This window comes from Nocardia sp. CWNU-33, assembly GCF_046764895.1.
In the GTDB taxonomy this organism is placed as follows: Bacteria; Actinomycetota; Actinomycetes; order Mycobacteriales; family Mycobacteriaceae; genus Nocardia.
The window spans coordinates 24,631-47,506 of the sequence record NZ_JBKOQN010000003.1 but is presented as its reverse complement, the minus strand read 5'-3'; the positions used below and the strand labels follow the sequence as shown (position 1 = coordinate 47,506).

The following is a 22,876-nucleotide window of genomic DNA, read 5'->3' as shown; positions in this document are numbered from 1 at the left end:
GCTAGCCGCCGGCTCATCCCGATCGGTTGCTCGGCCGCGAAGACAGCTCACCCCGCTGCGTTAGTCATCGACTCTTGTGGCGCCCGCTGTCCAGCTTGCCGCCAATGCGGCCCCGGCGATCGTGCACAGTGTCCCGAGCATCACGGCCGAAGATTCTCCCGGCACCAGAACATGCAGTTGGGTGCCCACGGTTACCGCGGCGACCGGCACGCCGATCTGTGCGGCGGCAAGCGCGCCGAAGGCCAGCGGCTGTCCGACGGCTCGGGTCGCCAAATGCACAAGGATCGCACCGACGCCGAGCAACAGGCCGAGCCCGATGAGCTTCGGATGCTCGCCGAATTCGCGCAGATTGAGCCGGGCGCCGAGCCAGACGAAGAACAGCGGACCGAGAAAGCCGTCATTGATGGCGAAGAGCTGGCGGGCGACCCGGCGTGGCTCCCCGATCCCGGCGACCGCAAGCCCGGCGGCGAAGCCCGCCAACATGATCGATACGTGCGTCTGGGTTGCCAGCGCGCACAGTGCGAACAACACGGCGAGACTCACCCGCAGCTCTAGGGCGAAGGCGCGGTCCTCGGACAGGCGGTGCACGCGGCGGCGCGCACCGGAGAGCTCGAGCTGCCGCAAAACCAGGAACAAGATGGCGGCGGCCGCGGCCACCGCGATGGCGCCGAGTGCTGCGCGCCCCGCCTCGGCGGGGTCGATGACAAGCGGCAACGCAATCACGCATGCGGTATCGGCAATGGCGACCTGGGCTGTCAATGCCAGTACCGGCTTTCCCCGTAACCCGAGCGAGTCGATGATCGGCAGCACCAGCGCCGCCGACGAAGAAGCCATGAGTACCGCATAGATCCCGCCGTGCCCGGTGCCCAACCACTGGGCCACACCGAAACCTGCTGCCGCGGCGAGCAATCCGACCATACCGGCACGAATTGCACCGACCCCGAGCGCCGATCGGACAGCCGGATCCCGAACCGGGACATGGGTTCCCGCAACGAACATCACCACCGCGAAACCCATGTCCGCTAGGAAGGTGAAAATCGGATCTGAAGTGTGCAGAATCCCGAAACCCGTGCTGCCGAACAGGATTCCGGCGATCAACTCGCCCAGGATCACCGGAATGCGCCACGACCGACGCACGGCGAGGATCGGTCCGCACAGGCCGAGCGCGACGACAAGGGCCAGGGTGGAGAACGTCACGGCAGGGCGGCGATTTTCGCGGGTATCGCGATGTTTTCGTCGGCCCAGTGGACAGCGCACACCCGGTGGTAGCCGTCCGCGATCACCATCGGCACACCGGCTCGGAAGTCGCCGCGCACCAGCAGGATCGGCGAGAGCGGCGTGCCGTTGTTGATCTTGATGAGATCTCGTCGGACATACGGATTCTCGGCACCGACCAGTTCCAGCCGGGCGGCCCGCAGGATGTCCTTGGCCTTCTTGTGCACGATCGGGGCGTCACGCAGGCCCGCGATGACGGCGTCGATGATCCCTGCTTCGGCCAGCAACTCCAGGTAGTCCGCAGCGGCGGGATAGTCGTGTTCGTCGGGGTGGTCTTTCCAGGTCACGGAGATGATTTCGGTCGCCATGGCCTCATCATCGCGGTCGCGGCTCCCGATAACGGGGAAGCGTGCGCCTTTCCGTGTCGCTGCGCGCCGCTGTACCTACTGCCGTGGCAGCTCGGCGCCGACAGCGGCCAGCTGCGGCAGCCTGCCCGACCCGTACAGTGCCCGGCATTCGCCGCGGCGCAGCTTGCCGCTGGAGGTCTTCGGAATGCAGCCGGGCTCGACCAGCACGACCGCGCCGGGCGGCACCTCGTGCACAGTGGCGATGGCTATCCGGATCCGGTGGGCGAGCGCGGCCAGTTCGTCGGCCGCAGTGGTCTCCGCTGTCACCAGCTCGGCGACCACCACCACTTCTTCGCGGCGGCCGTCGTCGTGGCCGAACGCGGTCACATGACCGGGACGCACCTCGGGCGCGCACGCCGCCACCGTTGTTTCGATATCGGCCGGGAAGTGATTGCGGCCATCGATGACGATGAGGTCCTGAAGCCTGCCCGCGATGTAGAGCTGTCCCTCATGCCAGAAGCCGAGATCGCCGGTTCGCAACCAGGATTCGGCACTGCCGGGCAAGGCGGCGCCGAAACGCTGTGCAGTGGCGTCGGGGTTGCCGTAGTAGCCCGCGCAGACATTCGGACCAGCGACCCAGATTTCACCGACGGTGCCGTCCGCAACCTCGATTCGCTCGACCGCATGCACCACCGCGACCTGTTGGCCCGCCGCGCTACCGCAGCCGACGAGGGGCACGCCATCGGCGGTGACAACCGCCAGTCCCTGTGCCAAGGCCGTGCGATCGAATCGGAGCGCGACGGGGTCATCTTCGGACCGGCAGATTGTTACCGGAAGCGTCGCCTCGGCCAAGCCGTATCCGGGGGTGTGCGCGTGGTTGCGGAAGCCGTGTGCGGCATAGGTCTCGGTGAAGTCCGCGAGTGCATCGGCGCGGATCGGTTCGGCGCCGTTGAGCAGTGCGTCCAGCCGGGATAGGTCGAGTCCGGCCCGCTCTTGCGGTGTGGTCGACGAGACGGCGAGGGCGAGGCCGAAATTGGGGCCGCCGGTGGTTCCCGCTCCGTAGTCGCTGCAGGCGCGCAACCATCGGATGGGTCGCTTCACGAATTCCGCGGGTGCCATGGTCACCCCGTGCACCCCCGAGTACAGCGGCAGCGAGAGAGCGAGGACCAGGCCCATATCGTGGAAGAACGGCAGCCAGGTCACGATGGGTTTGTGCCGCACCGCAGGCACGGCGGACCACACCTGATCCAGTGCTGCCGCGAAATTGGCGTGCGTGACCTCCACCCCGGCCGGGGTTCGGGTGGAGCCGGATGTGTATTGCAGGTAGGCGAGGTCGGCCCGAAGCGTGTCGATCGTTGGATCTGTCACGGCCGCGGCGGCGACATCCGCCGGGAGCGTGAGCACGTTGCCCAGGGCGGGGCCGAAGAGCGCGGCGGTCATCCGGTCCGTCGCCGAGACCAGGCTCAGTGTCGGTCGGGCATCCGCCAGCACGCGTTCGATTCGAGCGTGATTGCGGGTGTCGGTAGCCGGAAAGAGTGGGACGGCAACACGATTGCTGTAGAGGCAGGCCAGGAACGCGACGACATAGTCGATGCCGTGGGCGCACAGGATTGCAATTCGGTCGCCGGCATCGGTCGAAGCCCTGAGCTGTTGAGCGAGCATCCCTGCCGCGTTGTGCAATTGGGCGTAGCTCATGGTGACGGGTAGGCATTCCGAACCGCGGTAGCGCAATTCGGTATAGGCGTCGGCACCAGGTTTGGTAGTCGCCCATTCGGCGACCCGAGCTGCCAGGACATTGTGCGGGGGAGCAGTTTTCGATGGCATCACTGGGCCTTGCGGGGATTCGCCACGGCCACCCGCTCGGCAAGGGCCGCGGCGAGCGCGGTGATGGTCGGGTGCTCGAAGAGTTCGGCGGTCGAGATTCGGACATCGAGCCGGGCTTCGAGTCGGCGTCGCATCTCGATGCCGAGCAAGGAGCTGAGGCCGAGTTCATTGAAGTCAGTGGTGGGATCGAGGTGTTCGGCGGGCAGGTCGAGGGTGGCGCTCAGCACGGCGCGGATGGTTGCGGTCAGTGGTTCGGAAGGGTCCTGCGGCGGGGTCGGGCCGGTGGCGGCATCGATATTCGATCGGTCGGGGAGTGCCGGCGTTGTTGCGGAGTCGTCGGCTGCGGTGAGTAAGTCCCTGAGGCGAAGGGCGACCGGCGAGGTGTCGGACGTCGGTGCGTAGTCCAGTGCGAGGAGGTAGGCGTCGTCGTAGTGCAACGCCTGTGCCAGCAGCTGCGCACCTCGCGCCGCGGTGAATGCGGAGATACCCGCGCGCCCCATATGCGCCGCCCCGCCGGCGACTTCGGCCAGCCCCGATGACCAGACGCCCCAGCCGACGCTCACTATTCGACGATCCTGATAGGCGAGAGCGAGTGCGTCCATGGCCGCGTTGGCAGCAGCATAGGCGGCCTGGCCGGGTGCACCGAGTGCGCCGGTGGCAGAAGAACACAGCAGGACGAAATCGGTGGCATCGGCAGCAGTGAGTTCGATCAGATTGCTTGCGGCACGGTGCTTCGGCGCGAACATGCGTGCGAGCTGCCGACCGCTGACAGCCTCGAATATCGCGTCCTCCAGGGTGCCCGCCGCGTGCACGATACCGCGGATGGTGGAACCGCATTCACGAATATCGTTGAGCGCGTTGTGCAGATCGTTTCGATCGGCGGCGTCGCACCGAACGACGACGATTCGGTCCTCCAGACCCTCCAACAGCGCGGGCACCGGCCGGGGTGCACGGGTCAGCACCACCACATCGTGTGCCCCCGCATCGAGCAGCCAGCGCACCGCGACAGCGCCGAGCGCACCGAGCCCGCCGGTGACCACGTAAGTCCCGTTGGTGTCGATGGGCGCCGGCGATGCGGATCGGCGGCGCGCGGCGATGAACCGGCGGATGGCCGTGACGCCGTGCGTGATTCGCAGCTCCTCAGGTATCCGACCGGTCCGCGTGGTGGATGTCTCGACAATGATGCTGCACAGCAGCGCGGTGCTCTCCGCGGCCGAATCACTCCACACCAGTCGGACATCGTGACCCGACTCGAGCTGCAGGGAGCGCACCAAACCGGCGATCGCCATCGGTACCGAGCTATCGGTGCCGCGGCCCGGCTCGGGCGGTGCCGTCGTCCCGGCGGGCAGGCCGTGGTCGGGGAGCACGATCGTCAATGAGGCAGTGGCGTCGTCGGACTGGACGCGTTGGATCACATCGAGAATCCGTCCCACCGCGGGGACCGCGCTGGTGAATTCGCGCTGCCGCGTTGCATCGAGTCCGGACGGCCACACCAGCACGACCGCGGTGCGCGAGGGTGTGGTCCGGCTTGCGAGCACCGCGGAGACGATCGGGCCGGCGGCGTCGGGCTCGCGGGCGACCCTTTCAGTGGGCAGCGTCCGGTCGAGTTCCCTGGTCAGCCGCATGGCCAACTCCGATTCGCCGATCACGAGAGCTCGTTGCGCGTGCCCGGATCCGCGAGCGGGACTGCTCGTCGACATGTCGTCCGGCAACTCGAGCTGTATCGGCCGCCATATCTGGCGGCGGAAAGGTCCGGTGGCCGAACCGGACTGGATCGGTGGCGGATACGCGCCGAGCGCCGCGAACCGGACCATGACACCGGACATGGCCAGCACCGGGACGCCGTGCTGGTCGGTGCCGACGATGTCGCCGGTCAGGCCCGTGTCCGTGCGTTCACGCACGAAGGCATGCGCCTCGAGCACCACGCGGTCCGATTCTGTGGACAGCCACGCCGATTCGATGCCGACCGGCAGTGGGACCGCCTCGGAGGGTAGGGCGTCGGAGCTTGCCGCGGCGAGCAGCTGCAGGCAGCCATCGAGTGTCGCGGCGCGTTGCAGCGGTGCGGCATCGAAGGCGCCCAACGCACAATCGTGGCCTGCCTCGATACCGCGCAGCGGGCGGAAACCGGGTCCGTATGTCAGCTGCCGGCCGTGCAGCGCCTCGTAGAAAACATCGGGATCAATCCTGCGCATGCGGCGGCGGGCCGCTCGATTTGCATCGACCACCCGCATCCATGCGACGATATCGGCGGGTGTGGGGTCACCGGCGAGCCGAGCCGATGCCAGCGTCCCGGCACCCGTGACCTCCGCCAGCACGCTGGCGTCCTCGTCGTCGCGCCGATAAGAAACCGCAGGCAGCGCGGTCAGATCGGTTCGCTCGTGCACCACGAAGTCGGCAACAGCCGTGGCTGCCGCTCCGCGCGCCAGGTGCAGCAATCGGCGCAGCCAGAACACGGCAGGCACGGTCGGCACGCCTTGCACCACGTGGTCGGCGAGATCGTCTGCTGGAAAGGCCGATTCGGCGATAATTGCCTCGGCCGATCCGCCGTCGCGACTCGTGCGGAGAGTCGGCTCGAGGGGTGGATTGTCGCCACCCTCGCCGAGCAGAGGGCTCGGGGCAACGGCGGCGGCATCGAGCGCGCCGATCAATGGGAATCGGTGTTTTATCCAATGCCGGGGTGGCGGCGCAGCGGTGAACGGCCCGTGCGCGGACCAGTCGACGGATCGTCCCTCGGTGTAGAGCCGCCCGAGGCAGGCGAGAAAGGCCGCGGCCTCGTCGTCGCGGCTTGCTACGGGGTGGGTCGAATCCTGGAAGTCGGCATGCTCGCGAACGGCCGGCGTCAGCACCGGATGGGGTGCGATCTCCAGCACGGTGGTGAGTCCGTCGGCAGCGGCGCGCTCGAGGGCCGCGGTGAGTTCGACAGTGCCCGAAGCGTTGTCGGCCCAATAGTTGGCGTCCATCTCGCCTGTGCTGATGGTTTTGCCCTGGTGCGCAGTGGAATAGACCAGTGTGTGGGGTACCAGCGGGTCGAGATCGTCGAGTGCGTCGACGAATTCGGGCAGCACCGCCGCGACCTGCGGGCTGTGCGCGGCGAAGTCCACGGCTATCCGCTGCGCGAACAGCTTGCGCCGCTTGGCCCGGCGCACCACCGTATCCACATATCGGGGTGCGCCGGAGACGACAACCGAACGCGGTCCGTTGATCGCCGCGATTCCCACCATCGCACGCAGCGGTTCCACCAGGTTCGCCACCTCGTCCGGCGCTGCCTCCACCACGGCCATCGCACCGTGACCATCCAGCCGCGCCAGAATGCTGCTGCGCTGCACGATGACGCGGGCGGCGTCCGGCAGCGACAGTGCTCCACTCACGGCCGCTGCCGCTACCTCACCAAGGCTGTGGCCGGCGACCGCATGGGGCGTGACACCCCACGATGCCAACAATTTCGCCATCCCCAGCTGGAAGGCGAACATCGCAGGCTGCACGAGTTCGGTGGCCGCACTGCCGTTGTTCGCAACCGAGGATGCGAGGGCAAACCCTTTGCGCGGAGTCCAGATTCGCGGACCACCCGCCTCGGTGATCGCGTCGGCAGCCTCGGTGACGGCGGCGGCGAACACCGGATAGCGGGCCGCGAGCGCCCGCCCCATCTTCGAGTGCTGGCTCCCCTGGCCGGAGAACAGGAACAGGACGCCGCCGCGTTGTCGCACCGAACTCGGGCCGAGCACGCCGACGCCCGCGTCTGCGGCGGCCAGGGCCCGCAACCGTCCGACAGCCTCGCCGGCATCCTGGGCGACGACAGCAGCCCGAGTGCCCTCCGGAATCAATCGCACTGTGGCTGAACCGAATTGTCGCAATGTATTGGCGTCGGCCCCAGGCCCGTCGTCGGCCCGCTCGAGCAGGTCGGCCCATCCGGTTGCCCGTGCCCGCAGGTCGGCGACATCGCGCCCGCCGACCGCGATCAGGACAGGTGGCTCGCCGCCGCGGTGCGGGCGTTCGGTGGCGATGCCGCGCAAGACCACATGGGCATTGGTACCGCCGAATCCGAACGAACTCACACCGGCTCGGCGTTCGGTCACCTCGGTGTTGCTCCAGTCGATGGGTTCGGTCGGGACGCGCAGTCCGTGCTCGGCGAGTTTCAGCAGCGGGTTCTCGGTGTGGAAGTGGATGGTCGGTGCGATCACGCCGTGCCGAATGGAGAGCGCCGTTTTGATCAGGCCGGTGACGCCCGCCGCGGCCTCGAGGTGACCGATATTGGATTTGATCGAGCCGATCCAGGTCGCGCCGGAATGGTCGCCGCGCAGCACCGCTGCGATGGCGCCGACCTCGACCGCGTCACCCAATGGCGTACCGGTGCCGTGACATTCGAGATAGCCTGCGGTGCCCGGGTCGAGCCCGGCCTGCGCCCATGCGGTGCGCAGGGTTTCCTGCTGGGCGCGGCCGCTCGGCGCATACAGACCATTGGAGCGGCCGTCCGAGCCGACCGCCGAGCCGACGATCTCCGCGTACACCCGGTTGCCGTCGCGCAGTGCGTCGGCGGTGCGCTGCAGGACGACCACGCCGCAGCCGTCGCCACGGGTGTAGCCGTCCGCTGCGGCGTCGAACGGTTTGCAGCGACCGTCGGGTGCCAGGAATCCGCCCTCGGCCAGGTAGTCGGAGGTATGCGGCAGCAGCGTGAGATTGACACCGCCCACGATGGCGAACGGCACCGCGTCGTCGGCGAGCATGCGCAACGCGAGGTCCACCGCGGCCAGCGAGGACGAGCAGGCGCTGTCCACCACCAGGCTCGGTCCGTGCAGGTCGAGCACGTAGGACAGCCGGTTGGCGATGATGCTGAGCGCGGCGCCGGTCACCGCGTAGGGCGCATCGTTTCCGCCGTGACCGAGCACCGCGATGCCGTGGTCGTAGGAGCAGGCGCCGAAGACGACGGCCGCACCGGAACCTCGCGTGCGGTAGCCGATTCCGGCATCGTCGATGGCCTCCACCGCGACCTCCAGCGCAAGCCGCTGCTGCGGATCCATCAGCGCGGTCTCCCGGCCGGAGATGGCGAACCAGTCGTTGTCGAAGGATTCGACATCGTCGAGATACCCGCCGCGGCGCGCACCGAGCCGTCCGGCCGGTGGTTCGCCGGTGGCGTCCCTGCCCTCCAACAGCAGCCGCCAGAAGTCGGCAACGCCCGAGGCGCCGGGGACCCGGCAGCCGATACCGACGATTGATACCGGCGGATACGGCCGGTCGGGTGTGGTGGTGGCTGTCATCGCATCGCGAGATACTCGACAAGCTGCTCGATATCCGGGTTGTCGTAGAGCGCGGTGAGTGAAACCTCGACGCCCATGGCATCTTCCAGGCGCGCCGTGAGCCGGGCGAGCTGGAGCGAGCCGAGTCCGAGTTCGCTGAACGGGGCGTTGGTGGACACCGCGGCGGCCTCGACACCGAGCAGATCCGCGATCGCGGCAACGGCCGCGGTGGTGAGTGCGGTTCGCCGACTGTGCGGGTTCGGAAGACTGGACGCCATCGATCTCCCTCCCCTTCGACCGAAAGTTGCCGCACGGAAGTTGCCGCCCGCGGGCTGCTGACGGTGGCGGCCGGTACCCCAGAAATTATGCCGCAGAAATCGTTGTGGGCAAGGCCGGAAATTGCCTGGCCCCCCGCCGCTTTCACCGACTGCCTCGATCGCCTACGGTGGCACGATGGCCGACAGCAGCGAGCGGACGCCCACCCTTCCCACTGTCTTGCGCTGTTGCGCTGCGGTAGCTGCGACGCCGGGGCGGTTGCTGCGCCCGCGGCGCCCCGATGCCGCGTTGCTTGCGAGCCTGAGTCCGCAACCGCTGCCGCCCGCGCAGGTCACCGTCGGACTCACGGTGCTGATGCAGGCCAGGATGTCGGCGCCGACGACTATCGTCGCCGAGGGCGTGCGGAGCATCGGTCAGCTGCCGATGACGATGTCGACCTACCTCATCGAGCACCCGAGCGCGCGCTTCCTGGTGGATCCGGCGCTGTGTTCCGGCGTGCACGATCGTGTGCTGCCCGAACTCCCGTTCCCGATCCCGCTGCTGGTTGCCCCGCACAAGCCCGTGCTCGGGCTCTCCGATGCCCTTGCCGCCCGCGATATCGCCGTTACCACGATCGACTTCGTGATCCCGACCCACCTGCACTGGGACCATGTGTCAGGTCTGCTCGAGCTGCCCGATTCCGTAGTGATCCGCCTGCCCGCCGCCGAGCACGCCTGGGCGCTCGGTGGTGAGCACGCCCCGACCGGTGTTGCCCGCGGTCCGCTACGTGCCCGCACCTTCGACACCTTCGAGCTCGACGGGCCACCGGTCGCGACCTTCCCGCGCAGCAAAGACCTGTTCGGCGACGGCTCGGTGCTGCTCGTCGATCTGGCCGGGCACACGCCGGGCAGCATCGGCGTACTGCTCGCGGTCGACGACGGCAGCCGAGTGCTGCTGGCCGGTGACGCGGTGTGGAACAAGCTGCAGGTAGAGCTGATTCGGGAGAAGGCGCCGATGCCTGGTCAACTGTTCGACGCCGACCGCGATGCCACGTTCGCCACCATCCATCGGTTGCACGCGTTGCCCGACGGCATCGATATCGTCGCGGCCCACGACTACACCGCCGTCGCCGCGCTGGCCGCAAAATAGGTAGTGGACCAGTTCAGCGACCGAATCCCGTTTGCTGATTTTCCGCCGGCCCCTTAGGTTGACGTACATGCTTTACGGTCGCGCTGGAGATATACAGCAGATCGGAAGATTGCTGGACGGGGCGCGCCACTCCCGTAGCGGCGCGCTGGCGATCATCGCGGAGGCGGGCGAGGGCAAGTCCGCGTTGCTGCACCATGCCGAGGAACTGTCCGGGGCTGGTTGGCGGGTGCTGCGCTGCACCGGCATCGAGTGCGAATCCGAACTGCCCTTCGCCGGCCTGCACCTCTTGCTCAACCCGACGCTGGATCGGATCGACGCGGTGCCGGGTCCGCAGCGGGACGCTCTGCGCGGCGCGCTCGGTTTGTGTCCGGCCGAGCAGGCCGACCGGTTCCTTGTCGGAGTCGCCACCTTGTCACTGCTGGCCGAGTTGTCCGCCGAGGGGCCGGTGCTGTGTTTGATCGACGATGCGCAGTGGCTGGATCGCCCCTCGGCCGACGCATTGCTGTTCGCGGCTCGGCGGCTCGGCGCCGAAGGCATCGTGATGCTGTTCGCGGGCCGTACCGAATTCACCGCGCCCGGTTTGCCGGAATTGCGGCCGGTGCCGCTGGATGGCGAAGCCGCCGCTGCCCTGCTCGCGGACTTCTGGCCGGACCTGGAGCCTGCGGTGCGTCGGCGGGTGCTCGCCGAGGCATCGGGCAATCCCTTGGCGCTGCTCGAACTGCCGCGGATGGATCTCGATTCGCCGCAGCTGGGACCGTTGCCGCTGCCGTCGCGTCTGCAGAGCGGTTATGCACAGTTCATCGCCGACCAGTCCGAGTCCGCCCGCATGGCCATGCTGGTGGTCGCCGCCGAGGAGACCGGTGACCTCGGTCTGGTGTTGCGGGTGCTCACCGAAATGGGGCTCACCGCAGACGCGCTCACGGAGGCCGAACGTTCCGGCATGGTGTGCATCACGGGACCGTCCGTGTCGTTTCGGCACCCGCTCAAGCGCGCGGCCGCCTACCACAGCGCGTCTTTCACCCAGCGTCTCGCGGTGCATGCTGCCATTGCCGCAGCGCTGGCCGACGATCCCGACCGCAGTGCGTGGCACCGTGCCGCGGCCGCGACGGGCCCGGACGAGACCGTCGCCGCGGCGTTGGAAGTCGCCGCCGATCGGGCCCGCGACCGGACCGGTCACGCCTCGGCCGCCGCGGCACTCGAGCGCGCCGCATCGCTCACGCCGGACCCGGCCGTGCGGGCCCGGCGGCTGATGTCTGCGGTCGAAATCGCCGCAGAGGCCGGCCGGACCGACCGTGCTCTTCGTCTTGCCGAGCAGGCCGAGCGATTGGACCTCGACCCGAGCCAACGCGGCCGGATCGGCGGGGTGCGTGGGTTGATCGAGTTCGAGCACGGCTCACTGCGTAGGGCGCACAACCTGTTCATGGAGGCTGCCGAGCACCTCGCCGAGGTCGATCCCGAGCGTGCCGCGTGGACCTTGATCGAAGCGGGGCGCGCGTCGTGGACCGCCGGTGACCTCACCGGGGTCATCCGGGCGCGTGACCGGATGGCGGCGTTGCCACTCGGTGAGCAAGGAGCGCTGCTGGTTTCGTCGGTGAACGGGCCACTCATGCTGCATTCCGGTGAGCGCGCGGCCGGGGTCGCGCAGATCCGCGCCAGTGTGGCCTTCAGCCGCGCCATTCCACTCGAAATGATCTCCATCCGGCTCGCCTACGCGCTGCAGGCAGCACTGATCGGCGATATGCCCGACGCGCGGGACATGTTGGCGGAGTTGGCCGAGTTGCTGCGTGATCGCGGCATGATCGGCTGGTTGCCCGCCGTCGGCTGCACACTGGCGACGACGGAGTTGATCCTCGGTCGCTTTCGCGAAGCCGAGCTGACCTCGACCCAGTACGGGCGGATCGCCGCCGATATCGGCCAGCCCAACCGGGTCTGCCATGCCGAGGGAAATCTGGCGATCATCGCGGCTGTCCGCGGTGACGAGCAGCGCTGCCGCGAACTCGCCGAACGCAATTTGCGCGAGGCGCCCAGCGACTACAACGCCATTGATGTCGCGCACTTCCAATGGGCGCTCGCATTGCTCGACCTCGGTCTCGGGCGCAACGAGCTCGCGCTCGATCGGCTGGAGGCGCAGTACCATTCGCCGAATCGGGCGCGGGGCCAGTGGATCGATCTGCTATCGGACCTGGTGGAAGCCGCCGCACGGCTGCGGAGTCCGCAGCGGGCCGTCGAGGCGTTGACCGATATCGAAGAGTGGTCCAGCGCTATCGAATCGCCGTGGGCCGAGGCTTTGACGTTGCGCTGCCAGGCGCAACTCAACGGCGACGGCGAGCTGTTCGGGCAAGCATTGAAACTGCATGCCGCAGTCGAGCGTTGGTATGACTACGCGCGCACCGGCCTGCTCTACGGCGAATGGTTGCGCCGTGAACGGCGCGCGGGCGAGGCCCGTACCCACCTGCGCAAGGCGTTGGAGATCTTCGACCGTCTCGGCGCCGCGCCGTGGGCCGAACGTGCCCGCACCGAACTGCGTGCGGCGGGCGAGGGCGTGGTGCCGGAGCCGGAAACCGATCTGGCCGCGGTCCTCACCCCGCAGGAATTCCAGGTGGTCCGGTTGGCGGCCGCCGGTTCGACGAACAAAGAGATCGCCGCCCAACTGTTTCTGAGTCCGAAAACCGTTGGGCACCACCTGTATCGCGCCTTCCCCAAACTCGGCGTGGCCAGCCGCGTCGAGCTCGTCCGCCTCGAGCTCGACTGACTCCGACCGCGTCGACCTGTCGAGCCCCGAGGGAAGGCGTGGCCGCCGCTGGTGCGCTTGGTTCGAGGGAAGGCGTGGCCGCCGCTGGTGCGCTTGGTTCGAGGGAAGGCGTGGCCGCCGCTGGTGCGCTTGGTTCGAGGGAAGGCGTGGCCGCCGCTGGTGCGCTTGGCTCGAGGGAAGGCGTGGCCGCCGCTGGTGCGCTTGGCCTGAGCGAAGGCGAGGCCACCGCTTACTCGTACTCGGTGCCACCGTCGCGCAGCAGGTACGCGTTCGACACGACCTTGCCGATGGCGCGCCCACCGAGCACCGTCGAATAGCGTTCCACCGCAGGCCGAACTACGAGGCCCTCGCGAATATTGGTTCCGGAGCCGGTGACGGTCTCGGTGCCCTCGGCGAGTGCGAGCAGTAGATCGATGTCATAAGGCCCGTCATAGAGCACCGGGACACGCGGCAGAGTGATGCCGAGTTCATCGAGCAGCGCACCGATCTCGTGATGCCCGAGCCAGCGCAGCGGGGAACCCAACGGCTCGACCGCGATGTCGAATACCGCGTATCCCAGCGTCTCGTCCCGGCTCGCGGCAGCGCCGTAGTGCAGATCCTGCACCCCGGCGCCGAACACCTCGCCGAACAGGCCGATCCGCGAAAGATCGAGTGCCTCCGAGATTTTCCGCGCGGCCTCGATCAGCCCGTACCGCCGCACCGCCCGCCAGTACAGGTTGCCGTCGGCGGCGGTCAGTGCCAAGGACTGCCCGCCGATTCCCTTGGACGACACATGAACCCGGTCGTCGTTGCGGACATAGGTCATCAGGCACGCGCTGCCGTGGATCTTCTCCGTCGCGACCACCGCTTCGCCGGCCACAAAAATGTCCGGGTATCGCTTGATGTTCTCGACATCGATCCACCGAATCAGATCCGGTGCAGATTCCACCTGTCCCGACATCGAAACCGGCACCGGGGGCACCCATTTGGTCACCCCGAGCAGCTCGGCGAAATCGGTCCGGGTGGCCTGGGCCTGCGCGAGATCCACCGTGCCGATCACACCGGGAAGGCAGACGATCCCCTGCGAAACCTCGCCGCGCAACCGCACCGTCTTCACCCGATTGCGCGCGCCGCCTGCCAGCTTTCCGGTCAGTCCGAGTTCCTCGATCAGCCCATCGGGCAGGATGGCCTGCTCGGGGATATACAGCGCGTAGTCCCCGGTGGCGAACTGCCCCTTGGCGATTACCGCACGATAGAGCCCGACCTGAGCGAGCTCGAGCCGATCGGCATTCGGATGTGGATGGACGACCAGCCGCTCCGCGGTGACCTGCAACGTCGACATAGGAAACCCCCTTCTTCGTCCGCCGAGCCTACGTTCCGGAAAGCTGGGCGGTCGAAGGGTTTTCTGCGTCGGGTCAGCCGACGACGACGGTTTCCGCCAGCCGAGCGGTGATGAGCTCTTCGGCTTCGGTGATCATGCGTGAGATGAGTTCCGCACAGCTCGGGATGTCGTGGATCAGGCCCTGGCACAGGCCCGCCGACCAGATGCCGGCGTCGAGGTCGCCCTCTTCGAAGACGCGGCGGCCGCGCGCGCCGGAGACCAGGTCGCGGACATCGTCGAAAGTGCCACCGGACTTTTCGATTTCGACGACCTTGCGGCTGATCTCGTTATCGGCGACCCTGGCGGTGTTGTGCATGGTGCGGAAGATGAGCTGGGTGTCGCGCTCGGAGTTGGCGACGATCTGCTCCTTCACCTTCTGTGCGATAGAGGATTCCTGGGTGCACAGGAATCGGGTGCCCATGTTCACGCCGTCTGCGCCGAGTGCCAGTGCCGCGACCAGGCCGCGGGCGTCGGCGATGCCGCCGGAGGCGATCATCGGAATGCGCAGTTCGCGGGCCGCGGCGGGGATCAGGACCAGGCCGGGGATGTCGTCTTCGCCGGGGTGGCCTGCGCACTCGAAGCCGTCGATGCTGACGCCGTCGACGCCGATACGTTCGGCCTTGAGTGCGTGCCGCACGCTGGTGCACTTGTGCAGCACCTTGATGCCCGCGTCCTTGTAGTACGGCAGGAACGGCTCGGGGTTGCTGCCCGCGGTTTCGACGATCTTGATGCCGGTGTCGATGATGGCCTGCACATATTCCGCGTAGGGCGGTGGGTTGATCGACGGCAGGATCGTGACGTTCACACCGAACGGCTTATCGGTGAGCTCCTTGGTGCGCGCGATTTCGCGGCGCAGGTCCTCCGGAGTCGGCTGGGTGAGCGCGGTGATGAAGCCGAGTCCGCCCGCGTTCGCGACGGCCGCGACGAGTTCGGCCCTGCCGACCCACATCATGCCGCCCTGCACGATCGGGTGCTCGACGCCGAAGGTCTCGGTGAACCTGGTACGCAGCATTGCGTTTCTCCTATGCCTTGCGCGGGCGCGGTGCTCGCCCGGAACGGGTGGACACCGTCGTCCGGGGTGGACAGCTGCATACCATCCGCCTCAGGCACTGATGGTGACACGAGAATCGCCTCACGTTCAACTCCTAAGTGAGCCGACATTCGCATACTTGACTCCGGTTCGTTCGACCGAGGTCCTCGCTGTCGCATCGGTGTTCTCGACATATGCGCAGCTAAGGGATATTTATGTGTACCGAGGCTCACGCTGAGGCGATTAACGATGATTCATATCTTGGTCTCTTGATAGACCAGTAAGTTAGTTGTTATTCTGGCCTCAGTTCAGCCCGTCAGCGCTGCCGGACTCCCCGGCGGACACGCGACGGTCCGAGAGGAGTTCGTGGCATGACCACTGGTGTGAAGCCGCTCGACGAGCCGATCAGGTCGCGGCGCAACCACTGGAACAACCAGATCGCGGCACACGCGCAGATGCGCCCGGACGCGGTCGCGATTCGGTTCCGTGGGGTGGACACCACGTGGCAGCAGCTCAACGAGCGTTCGCTGAAATTCGCCGACGCCCTCGCCCGGCGTGGCGTGGGGTTCGGCGATCGGGTGCTCATCCTCGCGCTGAATTACCCCGAGTACCTCGAAGCGATCTTCGGTATCACCGCCATCGGCGCCATCGCGGTGCCGGTGAACTTCCGCCTCACCCCGCCCGAGGTCGCCTACATCGTCGGCGACAGCGGCGCCAAGGCGATCGTCACCGACACCATGCTGCAGCCGCTGGCCGCCGCCGTGCAGGGGCAAGCGCCCGCGCTGGAGAGCTGCATCGTGATCGGCGGCAAGACCGCCGACGGCGTATTCGGCTACGACGACGTGCTCGTCGAGGGCGGTGCGCCGCACACGCCGCTCGACATCCCGGAGGACACTCCGGCGCTGATCATGTACACCTCGGGCACCACCGGCAGCCCCAAGGGCGCGGTGCTCTCGCACGCGAATATGAATGCCCAGTCGCTGACCTGCATTCGAGCCATGGACCTCGGTCCCGATTCCGTCGGCTTCTGTACTTCGCCGCTGTTCCACATCGCCGGAATCGGTAGTCTCGCACCGTATTTCCTGCTCGGCGGCAAGACGGTCCTGCACCCGCTCGGCGCCTTCGACGCGACCGACTTCCTCGACGCGGTCGAGCGCGAGCAGGCCACCACGGCGTTCTGCGTGCCTGCGCAGTGGCAGATGATCTGTGCGGAGCCGACGGTCAAGGACCGCAAACTCGCGCTGACGATGCTCAGCTGGGGCGCGGCCCCCGCCTCCGACACGGTGCTGCAGGCGATGGCCGACTGCTTCCCGAACGCCGCCAATGTCGCGGTGTTCGGCCAGACCGAGATGTCGCCCATTACCTGTGTACTCGATGGCAAGGACGCGATCCGCAAGCTCGGCTCGGTCGGCAAGCCCATCCCTACCATCCAGGCTCGCATCGTCGATGACGAGATGAACGATGTCGCCCCCGGCGAGGTCGGTGAAATCGTTTACCGAGGACCGACTCTCATGTCCGGCTACTGGAACAAGCCGGAGGCGACGGCGGATGCCTTCGCGGGCGGCTGGTTCCACTCCGGTGACCTGGTTCGCGCCGACGAGGAGGGCTTCCTCTACGTCGTGGACCGCAAGAAGGACATGATCATCTCCGGCGGTGAGAACATCTACTGCGCGGAGGTGGAGAACGTGCTGTTCGCGCACCCCAAGATCCGCGAGGCGGCGGTGGTCGGGCGGGCGCACGAGAAGTGGGGCGAGGTCCCGGTCGCCATCGTCGCCCTTGTCGATGCCGACACCGAGCTCACGCTGGCGGAGTTGGCGCCCTTCCTCAACGAGAATCTGGCGCGCTACAAGCATCCGAAGGATCTGGTCGTCGTGGCCGAGCTGCCCCGCACTGCCAGTGGCAAGGTTGTGAAAGTTCAACTGCGAAAAGACTATTCGTCCTGATTCCCGGGTGAATCGATCCCGCCTGTTCGGTGGACATCGGCGTTGCGGATGCGTAAGGATCGAATATGGCTATCCCACGCATCCGTGCGGCCGTTCTCGCGCTGCACTGGCAAGTGAATGTGATTCGGCCCGAAGGGTTTTTCGGACCGATGCTGTCGGGTCCGGTCGCTGCCAGTGGCGTCGTGCCGCGTGCGCGGAGCTTCCATGAGGCGGCCGCCGAGCGCGGCCTGCCGGTGGTCTTCACCCGGTTCACGATTCCGATCGGGGAGGGCCAGCTGGTGCGCAATACCGGGTTCATGCGCTCGGTCGGCGCGGCGCAGACCGACTTTCGTCCGGATTCTCCTGGTAGCCAGCTCATTCCGGAGATGATCGAACAGCCGACCATCGTTTTCGACAACCAGAAGCTCTCCGGCCTCGCGGGCAACAAGCTGGCCGACTGGCTCGCCGATCAAGGGATCGACACCCTGTTCATCACCGGCGTCGCCACCAACCTCACGGTCGAGCAAACCGCGCGCCACGGCACCGATCTGGGCTTCACCGTCCATCCGATCGCGGACTGTGTCGTCGCGCCGACCGCCGAAGCAGACGCGGCCTCGCTGGCAAATCTCGAACTGACCACGGCGGGATGCCGCACCGCGGACCAGGCACTGGCACTGATCGATCCCCACTGATTCTCGCCGGTTCCCTCCTTCGAAAGACGAATGAGCGGTTGCTGCTGTGCTCCAATGACACTGGCAACCAGCAGGTCCACCAGGACGAGCCGCCCGCGCGAACCCCGGTGACACCGTCGAAGACGTGAACTGCGGCCCGGTCACCGACGCAGGCGGTGGCATCGGCACCCATTACTGCCGTAGGGTCCCCGGCAGGCCGGGCCGGTTCCACCGAGGCGACCACCGTCGCGACGAAATACGTTATTACGGTGAGTGATTCGGACGTCATGCCCGTCGACGGCTGGTAGTGCAATGCTCAGCCCGACGCGGCGATGCCCGCGATCTGTTCGAAGGACGGTCTGGTCATCGGGCTGTGCGCGAACCGGCGCGGATCGGGCCTGCCGCCGTCGCTACATGGCGAGTGCGGGTGGTGCGGTGGCGGGCCGGGACGGTGGACGGTAGGTGCGCCAGGCCTCGGCCAGGCGATCGACGGCAGTGCTGAGGGTTTCCGGTGGGTGCAGGAAGTGGATTCGTACCGAGCTCTCAGAGCCGCCGGACGAGTCGAGTCCGCTACCTGCCAGGATCGAAACACGGTGGCGCAGTGCGGCTTGCGCGAAAGAGGCGCCGTCGCCGTAGGGCAGGCGGATCCAGAGGGTCTGGCCGCCCTCGACCGGGGGCGCTGCCCAGTCCGGTAGGCGGCGGGCCAGCTCGGCGCGCAGATGGTCGTGGCGCATCTTTCGCTCGGGCGCCTGCCTGCGCAGCAGGTCATCGAGGTGCGGCAGCAGCTCGGCGGCGGCGAGCTGGGCGGGTAGATTGCCGCCGAGGTCGTGCACCGCACGGATTCTGGCCAGTTTGGAGATGACGGGTGCGGCCGCGCGTATCCATCCGACACGCAGTCCGCCCCACACGCTTTTGCTCAACGAGCCGATGGTGATCACGGTGTCCGCGAAGGCGGCAAGCGGTGGGGGTGTCTGGTGACCGGGGAAGCCGAGTTCGGCGAGGACTTCATCATCGATCAGCGGAATGCCTTCGGCAGCAGCTGTTTCCGCGAGTCGGCGTCGCGCGAGCACGGACAGCACCGAGCCGGTCGGGTTCTGGAAGGTGGGGATCACGTAAGCGATTGCCGGACGGTGTTCGCGCACTGCCGCCGCGAAACCGTCCAGCCCGGGCGGCAACCCGGACAGGACTGCCGCCTGCTCTCGGAATGTCTCCAATGCGCCGGGATAGGTGGGTGCTTCCACGAGCACTCGATCGCCCGGCCGGAGGTATGCCCTCGCGAGCAGCGAAAGCGCTTGTTGGCCACCGGTGGTGACGAGGATGTGTGCGGGCTCGGTCGGTACGCCGCGTCCGCGATAGTACTCGGCGACTGCGCGGCGCAGCACGGGATGACCCGCGGGGTAGTAGCCGATGTCATCGGTGGTTGCGGCCAGCGCGGGCAGCATCGCCGCGTAGGACTCGGTCAGCTCGGCGGGGGGCCGGTCGGGTGCCGCGCAGGCAAGCGAGATGACGTCCGATCGCGGTTCGAGCAGGTCGAGGAACATCGGCTCACTCGTGGTTCCCAGCGGGTCCACCTGTGGTGTTCCGGCTACCCGGGTGCCGCTGCCCTGCCGTCGCACGATCCGTCCTTCGTCGTGCAACAAGTCGTAAGCCGCGACCACGGTGCTACGCCCGACCGCCAGTGCGGTAGCGAGGGCGCGGTCCGGTGGTAGTGGCGCGCCGGGGGACAGCTCGCCGTCATCGATCAGCTGGCGCAGTCCCGCGGCGAGCAGGGCGTACAACGGGCCGCGGCCCGCCGACCAGCGGCCGAGCCGCTTCGTCACATCGATTGGATCCATAGGCAAACCAATTATGCCGGATTGGCGCTGGATCGGGTTGCCCGACGGCTCGACGATGGTTCCCATGACAGCAGCAAGCACCACCGGACCCGTTTCGATCACCGCGGCCATCGCGGGCCTGCCCGGGCCGTTTCAACAGCGCGAGTTGGCCATCGTCAACGACACCGTGGTCCGGGTGGCTCAGTTGGCGGGCGAGTTCCCGTGGCACCACCACGAGGAGGACGAACTCTTCCTGTGTTGGGACGGGTCTTTCCGCATCGAATTGGCGGGACGGGAGCACGTCACGCTGCACGCCGGTGAAATGTTCGTCGTGCCCAAGGGCATCAGCCACCGCCCGGTGGCCGATGGGATCGCGCACACGCTATTGATCGAGCGCCCCGAGACTGCGCAGTACGGCAACTGACTCCAGGTCGGTGACCTTCGAGTCGTCGACCGGCGGCACCACTCGCACTCGGCCGACGAGGCCGGGGCCGATCAGTTGCTCGAAGCGCTGATAGGCCTCGGTCGCCGAAAGTGGTGATTCGGTATCGGCAATCGCGCCGAGCAGGCCGACCACCCCCCAGGACATGAATGTCACGGTGGTGGTGAGCTCTCTGTCGTCCATATCCAGCCGTTTGGACAGCTGCTCGGTGAGAATGGCCGCGACCATGCGCCGGGTCGTATGCAGCAGCACCGCGCTGCTCTTGCGTCCGAGCATCGCTTCGTACACCTCGGGATTCTCGGCAGCAAGACGGAAAAGCGTGAAGACCGGCGCCAGCGGCGCGGTGTCGCGTCCGGTGCGACAGGCCGCCACCGCCGCACGCAGGTATTCGGTGCTGCTCACCAGCAGCAGATCGTCCTTGTCGCGGAAGTGGGCATAGAACGTGGACCGCCCGACGTCGGCGCGCTGCAAGATGTCCCGCACGGAGATCCGGTCGTAGCCTTGTTCCAGCATCAGCTCGATCAGTGCGCGATGTAGCTGGCTCTTGGTGCGCCTGACCCGGCGATCCTTGCTGTCGCTCATAGCTTCGTTCCGTGCATGGGGCCTCCCGATGGCGTGGCCTTCCGAACAGAAGGCAGGAATCCGTCCCGAACGGAACCGATTCCGCCGATTTGCTTCTGGTCGATCTGGCAGTTCCTTCAGATCATGAACACATGACCCGAAACGAACAACAGTTTGCCATTACCCATTCTCGCGATGACAACGAAGTCGGCGTCCTGCTCACCAAGCCGCGTAGCTATCGCGCCTTCAAGACCGCATTCATGCTCGGCAGGAGCAGGGCGCTCAATGCCCGCCTTGTCGCACTGACCGGTGCTGTTACCGGTGAGCATGCACTCGATATCGGTAGCGGGCCAGGCGATCTCGCTCGCGCCCTTGCGGCTCGGGTCGGCAACAGCGGCCGAGTGATCGGCGTCGACCCATCGCCGCAGATGATCGCTTACGCGATCGGACGCACCCGCGGAGATTCGAACTGTCGATTCGAACTCGGCCCCGCTCAGTCGCTAGGGCTGGCCGACGCTTCGGTCGACGTGGTGACCTGCACTTTCGTGATGCACCACATCCCGGAGGCGCAACGCGATGCCGCGATCGCGCACATGTTCCGCGTCCTGCGGCCCGGCGGCCGACTGCTGCTTGCCGATACGGACACCAACGGCCGCATGTTGCGCGCGGTGGTCAAGGGCATGTCCCGGCATGCCGGGCACCGCACCCACGACGACGCCGCGGTTGGACACCAGGCAGATCCATTGGCGGCCATTGATATTCGGCGCTACCGGGAAACACTGCTGGCGGCCGGATTTCGGACCGTTGATTTCGCCCAGGTCAAACCGGCGACCGGAGCGCTGCTCGCCGTCAAAGACGTGTGAGTCGTGGCTGGAAACTATTTCCAGCACACATAGGAGGCTATTCGAGATCACGCGGGGTTGGGGTGCCGACACCCAATTCCGCGTCGATCTCGGTATCGAGGTCGGCTTGTTCATGAAGCGTGCGGAACGATACGAGGAAGATGATCCAGCCGAGAACCGCCGCCAGAATCAAGCTGATCATCCGGTAGATAATCGCTGCGGGTACCGCTTGGGACAGTGGCATACCTGCGGCTGTGAGAGCCCAAATCAAGGTTGCCTCAACGTATCCGATGCCTGCCGGTATGAACGGCACGGTGCCGACGGCTTTGCCGGCCGCAAAAGCGACCATCAGTCCGGCCCAGTTCGGATTTGCGCCGACGGCATAACAGCAGAAGGCCAGACAAACGACATCACCGGTGCGATGGAGTATGGCCCAGACCAGTGTCAGCAGCCCGTCTCGTCGATTCAGGTCTACCGATTCCAGTTGGCCGAGAATCTCACGGACCCTCGCCATGCTCCTGTCTTCGGGTTTTTTGCGTATTTTGTTGATTTTCCCGACAATTCGCCTGAGCGTGTTTTCGAGTGCATCAGTATGGGTGGCGGCATAATGCCCGGCCCAGACCAGAGCGACCACACTCGCAAGCGAAAATGTCAAGGTGACGAGACTGATGGAACCGAAACCCAGTAGCGCGCCGCCGAGCCCGAGTAAGCCCAAGCCTGCCGCAGCGACTACGCCCGAAATTGCCAGCTGCCACGACGCTACCAATGGACTTGCGCCCCAGCGTCGAGTGTTCCGGTAGATGAAAGCCATCGAGAAGATCGGGCCGGCGGGAAGTGTTGCCGATATAGAATTCGCCGTGTAAGTGACGGCCAAAGATTTACGCTGGCTGACCTCGACTCCGGCAGAGTGGAGTAGTTGCTTCTGGACCCGGGCGAATCCGCTGAAAGACACCGCTTCTGCCCAGATCGCGGACGCTACCCAATACCATTTCACGCCGATGAGCTGCTGCCACGAGTCATGCAGGCTGGGCCAAAGAATGACGCCCTCGGCGACCAAGATCGCTAAAAGCGCGGTGCCGAGCAGCCACTTTATCCATCTCGAGTACCCCCGTCGCCGCGGGGACTCCGGTCTAGCGTCGGGTTCTGCGTCCACCACGGGCTCAGCCTAGCCCGGATCCGCGGTAGGTGGCCAAGAGGTGGCAGCGGGTCCGATTCTACTTCCGGTCGGCGCTGTGGAAAGCCGTCACCAGCGACCATTGGTCATCGGCCGCTGGTGACGACTGCGCAGCACCTGCTCATACCCTTAGCTGTCCTGGATGCAGAGGCCGGTCTGCTGCCGGGCGAAATGCCGACTCAGCCGCCTCCGATTATTTCGACATCCGAAACAGTGCCCGCCCCTTCTACCGCTCCGCCGATGTGTTCGGCGATACCCGCGGGGATCCCCCGTTCGATATCCGGGAA

At 66.8% G+C, this 22,876-nt stretch carries 16 protein-coding genes; 6 read left to right on the top strand and 10 right to left on the bottom strand.

The window, feature by feature from the left end; translation table 11 throughout:
- Positions 1–60: 60 nt before the first annotated feature.
- The 5 genes from ACLMAL_RS04585 to ACLMAL_RS04565 form a co-directional block, all read right to left on the bottom strand.
- Positions 61–1,197, bottom strand: coding sequence for a cation:proton antiporter (locus tag ACLMAL_RS04585; protein ID WP_411997941.1), 1,137 nt, complete (start codon positions 1,195–1,197; stop codon positions 61–63).
- On the bottom strand, positions 1,194–1,571 hold the full coding sequence (locus tag ACLMAL_RS04580) for a hypothetical protein (RefSeq protein ID WP_411998136.1): 378 nt from the start codon (positions 1,569–1,571) through the stop codon (positions 1,194–1,196). The genes ACLMAL_RS04585 and ACLMAL_RS04580 overlap by 4 nt, the downstream gene beginning before the upstream one ends.
- A gap of 87 nt (positions 1,572–1,658) precedes the next feature.
- Positions 1,659–3,386, bottom strand: coding sequence for a fatty acyl-AMP ligase (locus tag ACLMAL_RS04575; RefSeq protein WP_411997940.1), 1,728 nt, complete (start codon positions 3,384–3,386; stop codon positions 1,659–1,661).
- Entirely contained in the window at positions 3,386–8,638 is a 5,253-nt protein-coding gene (locus ACLMAL_RS04570; protein ID WP_411997939.1) for an SDR family NAD(P)-dependent oxidoreductase, read from the bottom strand. Before ACLMAL_RS04570 ends, ACLMAL_RS04575 begins: the two co-directional genes overlap by 1 nt.
- Positions 8,635–8,895 (bottom strand): acyl carrier protein, encoded by a 261-nt coding sequence (locus tag ACLMAL_RS04565; protein ID WP_406234735.1) that lies wholly within the window; start codon positions 8,893–8,895, stop codon positions 8,635–8,637. Before ACLMAL_RS04565 ends, ACLMAL_RS04570 begins: the two co-directional genes overlap by 4 nt.
- A 175-nt stretch (positions 8,896–9,070) precedes the next feature.
- On the opposite strand from ACLMAL_RS04565, the gene ACLMAL_RS04560 reads away from it, so the two are divergent.
- Entirely contained in the window at positions 9,071–10,021 is a 951-nt protein-coding gene (locus ACLMAL_RS04560; RefSeq protein WP_411997938.1) for an MBL fold metallo-hydrolase, read from the top strand.
- A gap of 67 nt (positions 10,022–10,088) precedes the next feature.
- Positions 10,089–12,773 carry a LuxR C-terminal-related transcriptional regulator gene (locus ACLMAL_RS04555; RefSeq protein ID WP_411997937.1) on the top strand — a complete coding sequence of 895 codons (2,685 nt, stop codon included), beginning with the start codon at positions 10,089–10,091 and terminating at the stop codon, positions 12,771–12,773.
- A gap of 229 nt (positions 12,774–13,002) precedes the next feature.
- Here the strand turns inward: ACLMAL_RS04555 and ACLMAL_RS04550 are convergent, their stop codons facing one another.
- On the bottom strand, positions 13,003–14,094 hold the full coding sequence (locus ACLMAL_RS04550) for an RNA ligase (ATP) (RefSeq protein ID WP_411997936.1): 1,092 nt from the start codon (positions 14,092–14,094) through the stop codon (positions 13,003–13,005).
- A 73-nt stretch (positions 14,095–14,167) separates the two neighbouring features.
- Positions 14,168–15,145: an NAD(P)H-dependent flavin oxidoreductase gene (locus tag ACLMAL_RS04545; RefSeq protein ID WP_411997935.1), complete on the bottom strand. Its 978-nt coding sequence runs from the start codon at positions 15,143–15,145 to the stop codon at positions 14,168–14,170.
- Positions 15,146–15,534: 389 nt separating this feature from the next.
- On the opposite strand from ACLMAL_RS04545, the gene fadD5 reads away from it, so the two are divergent.
- Positions 15,535–17,106, top strand: a complete 1,572-nt coding sequence (fadD5, locus tag ACLMAL_RS04540; RefSeq protein ID WP_411997934.1) for a fatty-acid--CoA ligase FadD5 — start codon at positions 15,535–15,537, stop codon at positions 17,104–17,106.
- 65 nt (positions 17,107–17,171) lie between these two features.
- On the top strand, positions 17,172–17,777 hold the full coding sequence (locus tag ACLMAL_RS04535) for a cysteine hydrolase (RefSeq protein WP_411997933.1): 606 nt from the start codon (positions 17,172–17,174) through the stop codon (positions 17,775–17,777).
- Positions 17,778–18,166: 389 nt separating this feature from the next.
- Here ACLMAL_RS04535 and ACLMAL_RS04530 read toward each other — a convergent pair whose 3' ends face one another.
- Positions 18,167–19,591, bottom strand: coding sequence for a PLP-dependent aminotransferase family protein (locus ACLMAL_RS04530; protein ID WP_411997932.1), 1,425 nt, complete (start codon positions 19,589–19,591; stop codon positions 18,167–18,169).
- 64 nt (positions 19,592–19,655) lie between these two features.
- Between ACLMAL_RS04530 and ACLMAL_RS04525 the strand changes: the two genes are divergently transcribed.
- A complete protein-coding gene (locus ACLMAL_RS04525) occupies positions 19,656–19,994 on the top strand; it encodes a cupin domain-containing protein (protein ID WP_411997931.1) in 339 nt (112 codons plus the stop codon).
- Here the strand turns inward: ACLMAL_RS04525 and ACLMAL_RS04520 are convergent.
- Complete coding sequence (locus tag ACLMAL_RS04520; RefSeq protein ID WP_328407570.1) at positions 19,953–20,594, bottom strand: TetR/AcrR family transcriptional regulator; 642 nt, start codon at positions 20,592–20,594, stop codon at positions 19,953–19,955. The genes ACLMAL_RS04525 and ACLMAL_RS04520 overlap by 42 nt on opposite strands.
- 131 nt (positions 20,595–20,725) lie before the next feature.
- Between ACLMAL_RS04520 and ACLMAL_RS04515 the strand changes: the two genes are divergently transcribed.
- Positions 20,726–21,436 carry a methyltransferase domain-containing protein gene (locus tag ACLMAL_RS04515; protein ID WP_411997930.1) on the top strand — a complete coding sequence of 237 codons (711 nt, stop codon included), beginning with the start codon at positions 20,726–20,728 and terminating at the stop codon, positions 21,434–21,436.
- A 37-nt stretch (positions 21,437–21,473) separates the two neighbouring features.
- Here the strand turns inward: ACLMAL_RS04515 and ACLMAL_RS04510 are convergent, their stop codons facing one another.
- Complete coding sequence (locus ACLMAL_RS04510; protein ID WP_411997929.1) at positions 21,474–22,571, bottom strand: lysylphosphatidylglycerol synthase transmembrane domain-containing protein; 1,098 nt, start codon at positions 22,569–22,571, stop codon at positions 21,474–21,476.
- Positions 22,572–22,876 lie beyond the last annotated feature (305 nt).

Excerpts from the sequence above, each read along its gene's own strand:
- ACLMAL_RS04575 (WP_411997940.1), bottom strand. The coding sequence starts at position 3,386 with ATGCCATCGAAAACTGCTCCCCCGCACAATGTCCTGGCAGCTCGGGTC.
- ACLMAL_RS04535 (WP_411997933.1), top strand. The coding sequence starts at position 17,172 with ATGGCTATCCCACGCATCCGTGCGGCCGTTCTCGCGCTGCACTGGCAA.
- ACLMAL_RS04565 (WP_406234735.1), bottom strand. The coding sequence starts at position 8,895 with ATGGCGTCCAGTCTTCCGAACCCGCACAGTCGGCGAACCGCACTCACC.
- fadD5 (WP_411997934.1), top strand. The coding sequence starts at position 15,535 with ATGACCACTGGTGTGAAGCCGCTCGACGAGCCGATCAGGTCGCGGCGC.
- ACLMAL_RS04520 (WP_328407570.1), bottom strand. The coding sequence starts at position 20,594 with ATGAGCGACAGCAAGGATCGCCGGGTCAGGCGCACCAAGAGCCAGCTA.
- ACLMAL_RS04570 (WP_411997939.1), bottom strand. The coding sequence starts at position 8,638 with ATGACAGCCACCACCACACCCGACCGGCCGTATCCGCCGGTATCAATC.
- ACLMAL_RS04530 (WP_411997932.1), bottom strand. The coding sequence starts at position 19,591 with ATGGATCCAATCGATGTGACGAAGCGGCTCGGCCGCTGGTCGGCGGGC.
- ACLMAL_RS04555 (WP_411997937.1), top strand. The coding sequence starts at position 10,089 with ATGCTTTACGGTCGCGCTGGAGATATACAGCAGATCGGAAGATTGCTG.
- ACLMAL_RS04550 (WP_411997936.1), bottom strand. The coding sequence starts at position 14,094 with ATGTCGACGTTGCAGGTCACCGCGGAGCGGCTGGTCGTCCATCCACAT.
- ACLMAL_RS04560 (WP_411997938.1), top strand. The coding sequence starts at position 9,071 with ATGGCCGACAGCAGCGAGCGGACGCCCACCCTTCCCACTGTCTTGCGC.
- ACLMAL_RS04545 (WP_411997935.1), bottom strand. The coding sequence starts at position 15,145 with ATGCTGCGTACCAGGTTCACCGAGACCTTCGGCGTCGAGCACCCGATC.
- ACLMAL_RS04525 (WP_411997931.1), top strand. The coding sequence starts at position 19,656 with ATGACAGCAGCAAGCACCACCGGACCCGTTTCGATCACCGCGGCCATC.
- ACLMAL_RS04515 (WP_411997930.1), top strand. The coding sequence starts at position 20,726 with ATGACCCGAAACGAACAACAGTTTGCCATTACCCATTCTCGCGATGAC.